This window comes from Dyadobacter sp. HNCC25DJ186, assembly GCF_056895235.1.
Map to the genome: position 1 here is coordinate 578123 of NZ_JBXHAS010000003.1, position 13723 is coordinate 591845.

Annotated in this window: 7 protein-coding genes; 4 read left to right on the top strand and 3 right to left on the bottom strand. The window is 41.9% G+C overall.

Annotated features, from left to right (window positions below; genetic code table 11):
• Positions 1–10: 10 nt before the first annotated feature.
• Positions 11–2155: an alpha-amylase family protein gene (locus tag AC1XUO_RS12230; protein WP_483330079.1), complete on the top strand. Its 2145-nt coding sequence runs from the start codon at positions 11–13 to the stop codon at positions 2153–2155.
• A 15-nt stretch (positions 2156–2170) separates the two neighbouring features.
• Here the strand turns inward: AC1XUO_RS12230 and AC1XUO_RS12235 are convergent, their stop codons facing one another.
• The 3 genes from AC1XUO_RS12235 to AC1XUO_RS12245 form a co-directional block, all read right to left on the bottom strand.
• The gene (locus AC1XUO_RS12235; RefSeq protein WP_483330080.1) at positions 2171–5371 is read right to left on the bottom strand and encodes a PAS domain S-box protein; all 3201 of its coding nucleotides are present in this window, start codon (positions 5369–5371) and stop codon (positions 2171–2173) included.
• 69 nt (positions 5372–5440) lie between these two features.
• On the bottom strand, positions 5441–5917 hold the full coding sequence (locus tag AC1XUO_RS12240) for a response regulator (RefSeq protein WP_483330081.1): 477 nt from the start codon (positions 5915–5917) through the stop codon (positions 5441–5443).
• A gap of 172 nt (positions 5918–6089) precedes the next feature.
• Entirely contained in the window at positions 6090–8585 is a 2496-nt protein-coding gene (locus AC1XUO_RS12245) for a TonB-dependent receptor (RefSeq protein ID WP_483330082.1), read from the bottom strand.
• A gap of 232 nt (positions 8586–8817) precedes the next feature.
• On the opposite strand from AC1XUO_RS12245, the gene AC1XUO_RS12250 reads away from it, so the two are divergent.
• The 3 genes from AC1XUO_RS12250 (at position 8818) to AC1XUO_RS12260 (ending at position 13708) form a co-directional block, all read left to right on the top strand.
• Complete coding sequence (locus AC1XUO_RS12250; protein ID WP_483330083.1) at positions 8818–10053, top strand: DUF819 family protein; 1236 nt, start codon at positions 8818–8820, stop codon at positions 10051–10053.
• A 49-nt stretch (positions 10054–10102) separates the two neighbouring features.
• On the top strand, positions 10103–11890 hold the full coding sequence (gene lepA / locus AC1XUO_RS12255) for a translation elongation factor 4 (RefSeq protein ID WP_483330084.1): 1788 nt from the start codon (positions 10103–10105) through the stop codon (positions 11888–11890).
• Positions 11891–12007: 117 nt separating this feature from the next.
• Entirely contained in the window at positions 12008–13708 is a 1701-nt protein-coding gene (locus tag AC1XUO_RS12260; protein ID WP_483330085.1) for a pyruvate dehydrogenase complex dihydrolipoamide acetyltransferase, read from the top strand.
• Positions 13709–13723: the final 15 nt, after the last annotated feature.

A 13723-nucleotide genomic window follows, 5' to 3' on the forward strand; every position in this document is an offset into this window, starting at 1 on the left:
AAAGCGCAAAATGAAAAGTCTTTCGTTGAGTTATCTGATTTGTTTTTTGCTTTCGGGCGGATATTGTTTAGCACAAAAAATAACAAAACAGCCGAAACCAATTCTTCAAAGCGACACAACCTCCTGGTGGAAACAGAATAACCTCCGCGTTATCCAGACGAATTTGCCTGCATACGAAGCAGCAACACTGAACCCGGACTCCCTGCTTAAAGACCTTGAAAATTTCTCAGCTAACACACTCCTGATCAATGCAGGAGGAATTATGGCTTTCTATCCATCAGAACTCGACTTTCATTACCGCAATCCTTTTTTAAAAAACAACAATATGCTGCGTGATGTCGTAAAAAAATGTCACGAAAAAGGTATCCGGGTTATCGTTCGTTTTGATTTCAGCCGCGTTCAGGAAAGTATTTTTAAGGCGCATCCGGATTGGTGTTATATCTCTCCGAAAGGTGAAAGAATTATTAACACGGATATGTACGTGGTTTCCATCAACGCGCCGTATGTACAGGAAAAAGCTTTCAACATTATTGAAGAAGTACTTGATAAATTCCCTGTCGACGGAATATTTCTAAATATGCCTGGTTACCAGGTTAATAATCCATACGAAGGAAAATACCACGGAATTGATCAAAATGAATACGATAAAAAGCGGTTTGCCGAGTATACCAAAGGTTTAACACTTCCGACGGAGGAAAACAAGGCAGATCCGCTCTTTCAAAAATACCTTGAATTTAAAAAGTTCACGATTGAGGACTGGTCGCATCGCCTTCATACACTGATCAAATCGAAGAGCAGTAAAGTTGCGATTTGTACTTACATGGATAAGTATGTAGACATTATCCGCCATGAGTCGCAAAGCAGTACGGTTTTACCTTACTGGCCCTACACGGCGTCAGATAATGTTAGCAATGCAGTCAATTCCTACCCGAACCATGTGATCAGCAACGCCAGCATTCAGCAGATTTCTTTTCAGTCGCGGTTTAACGCCGTAGAGCCGGAGGAAGTCAGGATTCGTTTATATGAAAATATAGCCAATGGTTCCGGGCTTGATATGAGCATGATGGGTGATATGCGGGGTTATGAGGATGAGCGAAATTACGATGTATTCAAAAGCGTTTACGCTTATCACAAAAAACATGAGCCGTATTTCGGCAAATATAAATCCGTCGCAAAAATCGCAGTTATTGCGCCGGGTTCCTGGCCGAGCGGTCCAACGATGCAGGAATATCGGGGAATTGTGCTGATGTTAAAAGAAGCACATATTCCTTTTGATATTGTTGAAGACGCCCAAATCAGTAATCTCGCTGAGAAGATAAAAAACTACAAATTGCTCATACTACCCGATATTACATATTTAAGTAAAACATCATTGCAGGTTTTGAAAGAAGCCTCTGAGAACGGGACCAATATGATTGCAACGAACAAAGCATTTTTTGATTCGCCATCAACGCTGATGGAATTTTTTGGTGCTAAAATCGTGAACAACGAAAACGACGGCAGTGGGAATTATTTACAGCCAGATAATAAATCGGTATTTAAACGATTTGATAAACAGAAGATGCTTTTCTGGAAATTCAATCTTGGCATTTATGATTTCAAAGCAGCTGATCAAACTTTCCTGCCCATTCTTGCCAAAGGCAGACCGGGACCACCCGAAATAATCGGTGGGCATGATCCTGTTGGGAGTTTCGCTATGGGTTTAAAAAATCATACAAAAAGTAAAGCTGTTTTATTGCCAATTAATATTGGCCGGCTTTATTATATGCATGGTTATGAGGAACATAAGAATATTTTACTGGATATAATTGACCATATTTACCCTGAGGCTACTGATATTATTCAGACCAATGCACCGGCGCGGGTGGAAGTTATTCTTCAAAAGTATACTAAAAATTTACCTGAAATTAAGTCTGCTGCTGGTGAAAACGGTATGATACTTCACCTCGTCAATCTGACAGGATTCAGCGGAAATACCTACTTTCCACCCCTCCCACTATATCAAATAAAATTTAAAGTAAAATCTGATTTTAAACCGGCAAAATTATTTTCGATGACTAGCGGAACGGCAATCCCGTTCGTATGGAAAAATGGATTTCTGGAATTTAAAGTAGAAAAACTGGAAGCTTTTGACGGTATTGTCATGGACAAATAATTACCAAGCCGAAGTTCAGACCATCGGCAAATAGACAATAAATTCCGCACCCACGCCTGGCTTACCGATAGCTGTTATGGCGCCGTGGTGGTTATCTATAATTTTTTTACAAATCGCCAGTCCTATACCTGTTCCTTCAAATGATGTTCGGTTATGGAGCCGCTGAAAGACCTGGAAAATGCGATCTTTAAACTGTGGATCAAAACCAATTCCGTTGTCGGCAAAAGAGATAAAACAATAGTTTTTCAACGGATCGATTTCCGGAAGGCCAATGTCCTTACCAGAAATAATTCCACTGGAAATGTTCAGAGCCGGTAACGTATCGTTTTTTACAAATTTCAGTGCGTTGGCAATCAGGTTTGTGAAAAGTTGTTCAAACTGATAAACGATCACATTAATCGTTGGCAATGGCATACTCCGTATTATCGCCCCTTTCAGTTGTATGGTTTCCTGTAATTGTTCTTGAACATTATGAAGCAAATTGTTCAAATCCGTTTCCTCGAAATTTTTTTCGACCGCATTTGCCCTTGAAAAGGCGAGTAAATCCACAATCAACTGCTGCATCCGCGTAGAAGAGGACTGCATTCTTGCAAAATAGTCCTTTCCCCGATCAGAAAGGTTATGATGTTCTGTCTCAATAATACGTGTGGCGAAAGTCTGAATTTTTCGCAACGGTTCCTGCAAATCATGACTGGCCACATAGGCGAACTGCCCCAGCTCAATATTAGTCCTGATTAATTCATCATTGATAACCGTCAGCTCCCGTGTCCGCTGCTGAACTTTGGATTCCAGTTCATCGATAAATAATTTACTATCGTGAATATCTGTGCTGGTTCCGACCCACATCTGGATAACACCGGCAGCATCCCGCTGTGGAATAGCGCGACTAAGTTGCCAGCGATATGCTCCATCATGCCGACGAAAACGATGTTCACAGGTAAAATCTGTTCCATTTTTTATCGCATCACTCCAAAGACGAATATTTATTTTCCGGTCCGCGGGATGAACAATATCCAGCCAGCCCACTCTTTGAATATCCTCGAAAGTCAAACCGGAATAGTCAAAAACAGATTTACTGAAATAATTCAGATTTCCTGCTATATCGCTGGTCCAGATAAATTGCGGCATAAAATCCGCCAGTGTCCGGAATTTTGACTCGCTGGTTTTGAGGGCAAATTCGGCTTCTTTTCGATCGGTGATATCGATAACCACGTTCATTGCACCCAAAATATTTCCTTCCGTATCATGAATGGGCTGTGGATTGGCAATGATATTGCGCAAAGTTCCGTCAGGCCTTTTAATGTAAGCTTCTACGGTAAATGCCCGGTTCTCTCTCAACGCAATTCCCATCGGACATTCCGCATGCGGCAAAAATTCGTCTTCCAGTGTATACATTTCATGGGAGCCACACCACAATTCCTTACCAAGCACTGGTTCACGTCCCCAAAGTTTGACCGCGGCTTTATTATATAAATTCACATAACCGCTTTCGTCCACAGTATAAACGGCCACTGGTAAAGTTTGAATCAGATCACGGTAACGTTTTTCACTTTCTTCAATGATTATCTCCGCGCGTTTTTGCGACGTGATGTCCATCATCGTTCCGAGCATTCGCACCGGCTCGTGGTGTTCGTCAAAAACAATTTTTCCTTGCGTGCGTATCCAGTGGACAGATTCGTCCGGGTGTATGATGCGCGCTTCGTAATAATAAATCCCCGTTTCCAAAGCCTTCTCAAATGCTTTTTCAACAATATTGACGCGATCATCCGGATGAACCTGATCGCGGAGTTCAAAATGTGTTAAAACTTTACGTTTATCCTGACCGAAAATCTGATTTAATCTCGGCGTGTAAACGATTGCCCTGGTTCTCAAATTTAAATCCCAGGTAGCCAGTTGAGTCCCCTCCGTTGCCAGACTTAACCGTTCAACAGAATCGCTCACCAGCTGCCTGGCTTCCACTTTCTCAGTAACATCACTGGCAGAAACAAGAACACCTGCCACCGAGCCATCCAGCTCAAACATCGGCGCATATTGAAAATCCAGATAATACTTTCTTATCCCCTCACGGGTTTCCATATAGGCAACCGCTTCATTTTCTTTGTAAGTCGTGCCGTTTTTATACACATCCGAGAGAATTTCCGGAAACTTCTGGCCGATTAATTCAGGAAACACATCAAGCAGCTTTTTCCCCTGAACTTCCACCAGTTCCCGCTGCCATAAATCACGGAGCATGGTTTCGTTGGCCAGGATTATAACCATATCCTCGCCCCTCAGAACAGCCTTCGCAAAGGGCGACTGGATTACGAGATTCTTAAACTGATTTTCACTTTTTTGCAGGGCATGTTTGGCTTTTACCTGCTCGGTCACTTCGGTTGCAACAACGACGATGCCGCTGATCGATTGATCTGACTCGAGTAAGGGTTGATATACGAAATTAAAAAAGCATTGCTCACGCAAACCAGCCCGTACCAGCGTCACTTCAAATTCGTTGCCATAATACGGCATCCCAGTTTCCAAAATTCCATGTAAAATCGGACTGACAGCCTCCTCTACTTCTGGTAAGGAATCAAACAATGGCCGCCCAACAAACTCTTCTTCGGTTCTGTCGACAATCTGTAGATACGTATCATTTGCCATCTCTACAATCAACTCGTAACCACGAAGGATAATGATACCAACTGGTGCCTGCATCATGGTATCGCGAAATTTCTTTTCGCCTTCGTCAAATTCCTGTTTGACGAAATTCGCCTGATCAATTTCAGATTTCACATGCCCATCAATGGCCAGAAGTTTTTCTTGTAATTGTAGAAGTTCATTGTAGCTGTTAAGCAAATGAACGGATGCCAGATCAGGTTCGTTTCCAGACTTTGCCTTTAATTCAGTGATAGATAACAATGCGGTGAGATTGCTGGCGATGAGCTCGATAGTGCCCAGACCTTCACGTGCTTTTTCAATTTTGCCTTTTTTATATAGATCTACCAGTTCAGAGGTGTAGATATGCAGCTTTTTATGGACTTTTTCAAGCTCCTGCATTTCGGGAATGTGACCGAATTTTTCTAATGCATGGCCATAAATCCACTGGCCGACTTCGCACAAAGTATGATTGACAAGTGCAGTTTCGTCAATAGGGATACCATACAGGTATGAACGTAATTTGGTTTTGAATAAAAGATGTTTTGCCCTGGCCTGTTCAAAATCCAATTCGAGTAAATCCATACTTTTATCCTATTTCCAGGGACTTATTCATCGTTAATAACCCAGTTATTTTGCAAACAATAGGGAATTCTAATATTTAAAGTTAAAATTTTCTTTGAACGTTTTATTGCCGCTACCCCAATCAATCGCCAGAATTCCCTGAATTGCATTTTTTAATTTTGGATATGAGCCAGGTTTTCTTATAAAATAGTTGGCACCCTGCTCATACAACTTGTTAATCGCTTCCTCCTCGCCGGTTGTAGAAAAAATTACAACCGGAATGTTTTTAAAGTCCTGCGAATTCCTTATTTCCGCAAGACATTCAAAGCCATTCTTTTTTGGCATGTTCAGATCGAGAAAAATGACGTCAGGAGGGGGAGGCACGATTTTCCCAAGTAATTTCATCAACTCGACACCATCATTTGCAGTAGCAAGTTCAGTAGATGCGTTTACTTCTTTTAAAGCATCTTCAAACAACATACAGTCATCTTCATCGTCATCAGCCAGGAGTATGTACTTTTTGATATTATCGTTCATGTCAGGTTTTTCAGTTGTTGATCTTAACATTGGCTCCCGCTTTTTAGGCTTATAAATTAGCGATGATCAGCCAAAAAGATTAGAAGTTACCATACAAATTTGCATCTTTTAAGGACAATAATTACCGCAAAATAAATTTTAAGAAATTTCCACCAAAACTATATTTCCGGGAGAAATATAAAATCACTTGATAATCAAGCTATTAAAACTCTCCATCCCCTAATTCTTTTTTCTTCTTTGCCTGATGGAGACGATAATTTAAGGTTAAATTAATCTGCCTTAATCTGCCCTGAGCACTTGTAGTTGTATAAAAATTAGATCCCTCCAGGATTGACCGGTACTTGCGGGAATTAAAAACATCTGTTATACTTAAAGTTAAAGTCCCGTTATTCTTTAAAACATCACGGCTTGCGGCTATATCCAGCGTAGCAAGTGATTTCCGTCTTCCCTGTGGGGTTTGCTGGGGAGCTTCATAATTTCCGCGAAATTGCAGATCAGTCTTTTTCCACAGTGTAAACCGGGAAGTCGCCCGCACGAACCAGCTATACGTATCACTTTGGAAAGTTTCGTCAAGCTCAGTACCATTGGTGATCGCCCTGAAAAAATTGATACTTCCATCCATTTTCCACCATTGAAAAAATGAATACGAGCTTGTAAATTCTGCTCCATAAGAATTCTCCGTACCCAAATTTTCAGGTCTGGTGAAGGAATTTCCATTTTCTTCAACCCGGCGAATACTGATGATTTTTCCATTTGTGTGGCGGTAATAAATAGAAGAGCTTAATGAGCCTTTTTCGACATATTTAATATGTCCAATTTCAAAGGCGTTTGTAAATTCAGGATTTAGGTCCGGATTTCCGCTGAAAAAATTCCGGTTATCGCTGAAAGTCATGAACGGACTTAAATCATTGTATTGCGGCCGCCGAACCCGACGACTGAAACTTAGCTGCAGTGCATTTTGCTTCGGCAGGTCATAAGTCACATGAAGGCTTGGAAATAAATTGGCATATTTTCTGTCGTTCACTTCATTGGTTTGCTTTAAACTCGTGGTCACGCCCGTCCATTCTGCCCTTAAACCTAACTGATATGAGAATTTCTTAACCTTATTTCCCATAATCCCATAAACCGCATTAATATCTTCTTCATACAAAAAGTCGTTCGTCAGACCCGGGATAGGGCTGAAACTTCCGTCATTGTTTTCCTGTGTTACGGTATAATCGTTTGTCATATCGCGGGCACTGCTACGTGCTCCCGCCTCCAATTTTCCATTTTTTCCAAAAGGATGTACATAATCAACCTGAAATAATAGTTGCTTTTCAGTTTCATAGTTGACCGCACGCTGCAAAGTTGGAGGAACATCAGAAGTGCTTCCGTCCGGCTTGAAAGATTGCTCTCTGTAATATTGATCAGAATCTTCCCAGTTGTCCAGATAGCGAATATCTGCGGTCAGTTCCTGCCCCTTTTTGTTAAATGTTTTTTTATACGTAATCGCATATTCCGAATTCGGCTCAGTTTCCGTTTCATCTTGTGTCCGGTAAGTCGAGCTCGTCGGATTGTTTAAACTGGAAAGAAAATCACGGTAGTTAATTTCAGAAAAACGTTTCCCTTTGCTCAAACGGTAAGTATAGGAACCTGTCAGAACGTTTTTATCATTGAAATAATAATCGATACCTGCACTTGCGCTGTTATTCTGCCCTTTCAGCTTGCTCTCCATATCTTTCAAAGTGATGAAAGTTGAATCATTTCGAAAAAGCTGCTGGTTCAGAGAATTTCTGCCTGGAGTATTACGATAGGAGGCAGTATAATTAATGAAGAAATTCAGGTTCTTTTTACGATAATTTACATTGGCCGCCGCACCAAAATTCGTTGGATTTCCTGTTATAATATCGAATGACCCATTAAAACCTTCTTTTCTTTCTTTTTTCAGAATAATGTTGATAACTCCACCCATCCCTTCCGCCTCATATCGGGCAGACGGATTGGTGATGATTTCGACCCGCTCGATCATGCTACCCTGCAATTGCTGCAAACCACTCCCACCTTTCAAACTGACCAGACCAGAGGGTTTTCCATCAATCAATATCCGCACATTGTTGCTTCCCCGAAGACTTACATTTCCATCAACATCAACAGCAACCGAAGGTATATTAGTCAAAATATCAACACCGGTTCCGCCAGCGTTGGCCAGATCTTTTCCAACGTTGAATATCTTCCTGTCCAAAGCCAGCTCCATCGTACTTTTTTCTCCCTGCACCACAACCTCATCCAACGTTTTTGCTGAAGCCGCCAATTTAATTACGCCTATATCCAATGGAGAATTTTCTGCGCTCACATTGACTCCGGAAGTTTTACGCGCATTGTAACCTATAAATTCCGACAAAGCATAATATTTTCCGGCGTTGGTTTCTATACTAAATGAGCCGGATTCGTCCGTAATGGCTCCGGTAACGAATGTGCTGTCAGAAACTTTAAACAACCGAACGCTTGCATAAGCCAGCGCCGAATTATTCTGATTATCGGCAATTTTTCCCTTTACCGATAATTTTACACCAGTTTGTGCGATTGAAGAAGAATTGCTTAAAAAAAACAGCACACAAAATAAACCAAAGTACCGATAAAACTGCCGTATTGACCGGTTTGTTTTAAATAGAAAAATACTCGCTCCCGAGTCCGCAATTATCTGTAATGGTTTAGTCATTGAATGGGTAACAGGTTTTTAACATTTTGTTATAAAACCCATCAAACCACTCGATTTACTCTGAATATTAATTGATAATGATAATATTTCATTTGCTAAAATTCCTCGCTACAACCAAACGCTACTGAATAGATCATCTTTACATATCAGGATGTATTATTTTGCTTCTTCGGAATTGAATTTGATATATTTGGGAAACTCAATTTTCTTCCTTACCCTGAAAAATAACTACATGCTGCAAAATGACGCAATAGTTTTAGGCCTGTTAATGGCGATTTTAGCCATGGTATTTTACACAGCTTCGTTACCGCAAAAAGGATGGCAACGATTTTACGGTATTTTCCCACCACTACTTCTGTGTTATTTCATTCCCGGTTTGCTGAATTCGTTCGGGATAATAAACGGAGCCGAGTCTCAGCTTTATCCTGTCGTTTCAAGATATCTGCTTCCCGCTTGTCTTGTACTTTTCACACTGGGAATGGACTGGAAAGCATTGGCAAAACTGGGTCCGCCAGCCATAATTATGATGCTGGTTGGATCCTTTGGAATAATCATCGGTGGCCCTATCGCGCTATTTATTGTTGGAAATATTAGTCCGGAAACCGTTGCTGGCGAAGGTCCGGATGCGGTTTGGCGTGGATTGGCAACCATTGCAGGAAGCTGGATTGGTGGTGGCGCCAATCAGACCGCTTTACGGGAAGTTTTCCAACCAAGTGACAGATTATTCTCTCAGATTGTTGCCGTAGATGTTATCACAGCGGAATTGTGGATGGCCGTTTTAATTTATGGTGCTGGATTTGCGACAAAGATAGATCGTTTTCTTAAAGCTGATAGCCGTGGTATCGACGAGATAAAAGATCATCTTGATGCATACCAGCAGACAAACCAGAAAATCGCTGGCACAAAGGACTTTATCTATCTTTGTGCGGTAGGTTTTGGAGCCACTGGGATTGCACATTATTTGTCAGAAAAAATCACTCCCTATCTTGCGACAAATTATCCATCACTTGAAAAATACAGCCTTACCTCAGGCTTTTTCTGGATTACCGGATTGGTAACTTTGATCGGAATCATCCTATCTTTTACGCCATTGAGAAAACTGGAAAACGTGGGTGCATCAAAACTTGGAAGTGTATTTCTATACATTCTGGTGGCAACCATTGGAATGCAAATGGACCTGGGTTCAGTCGGAGAAAATCCCGGACTTTTTGCAATTGGACTGATTTGGATGTCTGTTCATGCCATTCTGATAATTATTGTCGCGAAATTATTTAAAATCCCATACTTCTTTCTGGCCGTTTCCAGTCAGGCTAATGTGGGCGGTTCCGCATCCGCATCGGTGGTAGCCGCAGCATTTCATCCTTCGTTGGCATCCGTTGGGATTTTATTGGCCATTCTTGGTTATGCCATCGGCACCTACGGAGGTTATCTTTCGGCACTTATGATGCAGTGGATAAGTGAAATGTAGGATTTGAAAGTTTAGGCATGTAATTTTGTCGGCCTATATAATTATTTTCATGAAGAACATTCGTAATTTTTGCATTATTGCCCATATTGACCACGGAAAAAGTACGCTGGCAGATCGTCTGTTGGAATTTACCAAAACGGTATCCAACCGCGACATGCAGGCGCAGCTCCTTGACAATATGGATCTGGAACGCGAACGCGGCATCACGATCAAGAGCCACGCGATCCAGATGACTTATCTTTACAAAGGGGAAGAATTCACACTGAACCTGATTGATACGCCGGGACACGTCGATTTCTCTTATGAAGTTTCCCGTTCGATTGCTGCCTGTGAAGGTGCATTATTGCTTGTAGATGCCTCCCAAGGAACAGAAGCGCAGACAATTTCAAACTTATATCTTGCTATAAATCATAATCTGACCATCATCCCGGTACTTAACAAGGTGGATTTGCCTGGCGCAAGACCTGAGGAAATCAAAGATGAAATGGTTGACCTTCTGGGTTGCGAACGTGATGATATCATCCCGGCCAGCGGAAAAGAAGGAATTGGTATCAGAGAAATTCTTGATGCTATTATTGAAAGAGTTCCTGCGCCGGTTGGCGATCCGGAAGCTCCTTTGCAGGCACTTATCTTTGACTCCGTTTTTAACTCCTACCGCGGTATTGAAGTTATTTTCCGTATTAAAAACGGAAGTATCAAAAAAGGCGATAAGGTAAAATTTATGAACACCGGCAAGGAATATTTTGCTGATGAAATCGGGACGCTTGGCCTTGTCCAAATACCTAAACAGGTAGTCGAATGCGGTGACGTAGGTTATCTGATCTCGGGTATCAAAGTTGCCAAAGAAGTAAAAGTGGGTGATACGATCACGCATTTGCACCGCCAGGCATCTGAATCCATTGTTGGTTTCTCGGAAGTAAAACCAATGGTTTTTGCTGGTATTTATCCTGTTGACACCACCGAATTTGAAGAACTTCGTGATGCAATGGAAAAACTTCAGCTGAACGATGCCGCTTTGGTTTGGGAACCTGAAACATCTGCGGCACTTGGTTTTGGTTTCCGTTGCGGATTCCTTGGCATGTTGCACATGGAAATCGTTCAGGAACGTCTGGAACGTGAATTTGACATGACGGTTATCACAACGGTTCCTTCGGTTCAGTTTAGAATCACCAATACTAAAGACCAATTGATCAATATCAGCGCTCCGTCAGAAATGCCGGAACCGAACCTTATCAACTGGATTGAAGAACCTTATATCAACGCACAGATCATCACAAAATCTGATTACATCGGTCCGATCCTTACCCTTTGTATGGATAAACGCGGCATGTTGAAAAATCAGGTTTATCTGACAGCTGAACGCGTAGAATTACAATTCAGACTGCCTCTTGCCGAAGTTGTGTTTGACTTTTTTGACAAACTGAAAACGATTTCAAAAGGTTATGCGTCTCTGGATTATGATCTGGCCGGATACGAAGAATCTGATATGGTGAAACTGGACGTAATGCTTAACGGTGAGCCGGTTGACGCTTTATCAGCGATTGTTCACAGAACGAAAGCATACGAATGGGGTAAAAAACTTTGCGAGAAATTACGTGAGCTGATTCCCCGCCAAATGTTTGAGATTGCGATCCAGGCCGCTATTGGCCAGAAGATAATCGCCCGTGAAACAGTGAAGGCAATGCGTAAAGACGTATTGGCAAAATGTTATGGTGGTGATATTTCCCGTAAGCGTAAACTGCTTGAAAAACAGAAAAAAGGGAAAAAACGTATGCGTCAGGTTGGTAATGTAGAAATACCACAGGAAGCATTTATGGCTGTATTAAAGATTAATTAAATCGAAAGCAGCGTTATAATTTAATAACAAAAGAAAGTGCTTCGTAAGCCTTTTGTTGTAAATTTGACTCGAATCTATTTGTAATACCCAAGAAACTAAAATACGACAAATACCGATATGGCAGAAGTAATCCGTATGCCCAAGATGAGCGACACCATGGAAGAAGGTGTTATTGCAGAATGGCACAAACAAGTTGGTGATGTAATCAAATCCGGTGAAATTATAGCCGAAGTCGAGACCGACAAAGCTACTATGGATCTTGAATCGTATTATGATGGTACTCTTCTTTATATAGGCGTTAAAAAGGGCGATGCTGTTCCTATCGACGGCGTTATGGCCATCGTAGGTGAAAAAGGTGAAGATTATAAATCATTGCTGGAAGAAGGTGGTGGAAATGGAGCTGCTGCAAGCAATGGCAAAACAGAAGCGCCAAAAGAAGAACCTGCGCCAGAAAAAGCGGTAGAAACTGCAACACCGACTGCTGAAAAAGCACCGGCTGCACCTGCTGCAAAATCTACAGAAAAAATCAATGCTGCCGTGGTTCGTATGCCAAAAATGAGCGATACGATGGAAGAAGGAACTTTGGTTTCGTGGCAGAAAAAAGTTGGAGATAAAGTAAAATCAGGAGACATTCTGGCTGAAGTCGAAACCGACAAAGCCACCATGGAACTTGAAGCATATGAAGATGGTACTTTGCTTTATGTAGGTATCAAAGAAGGCGAAGCAGTTCCGGTTGACGGAATTATCGCTGTTATTGGTGAAGAAGGATCAAACGTTGAAGCTTTGCTTGCCCGTGAAAATGGGGAAGCAGAACCCGGAGTGGATGCTCCTGAAGCGGCGGCTCCTGCTGCCAAAACGGAAGAAGCTGGTGCTCCTGCAGAAGCCGATAAAACTTCATCAGTTGCAGATTCAGGAGAACGCATTAAGGCCTCTCCTCTTGCACGTCGTCTGGCAGAAGAAAAAGGAATCAATATCGATCAGGTTTCAGGAAGCGGCGATAATGGCCGTATCGTGAAACGTGATGTTGATGAATTTAAACCTGCTGCCAAAACAGAATCTGCGCCTGCAAAAGCTGCTGAACCGGCTGCTCCTGCTGCGAAACCAGAAGCACAGGCTGCTGCTGCGCCTGCAAACGGAGATTTCGTCGATACGCCAGTTTCTCAAATGCGTAAAACGATTGCACGCCGTTTGAGCGATAGTTTGTTCACTGCACCGCATTTCTATGTGACCATGGAAATCGTGATGGACAAAGCGATGGCATTACGTCCTCAATTGAATGAAGTTAGCCCTGCTAAAATTTCGTTCAATGATTTTGTTATCAAAGCTTGTGCGATTGCATTGAAACAACATCCTGCGGTTAACTCGGCATGGTTAGGAGACAAAATCAGAAAATACAATTATGTTAACATCGGTGTGGCCGTTGCGGTTGACGAAGGACTTTTAGTTCCTGTAATCCGTGATGCTGACAAGAAAAATCTTTCTACTATTTCGGCAGAAGTAAAAGATTTTGCCGGTAAAGCAAAAGATAAAAAATTGCAGCCAAAGGATTGGGAAGGAAATACATTCTCGATCTCGAACCTGGGCATGTTTGGTGTGGATGAATTTACAGCGATCATCAACCCACCGGACTCATGCATTTTGGCTATTGGTGGTATCAAAAAAGTTGCGGCTTTCAAAGAAGACGGAACGGTATACCCAACCAACATTATGAAGGTTACACTTTCTGCTGATCACCGCGTTGTCGACGGAGCACTTGCTGCTCAGTTCCTGAACACTGTGAAAAAGCTTTTGGAAGAGCCGATGAGCATGTTGGTTTAAGTTACCAATGCGATT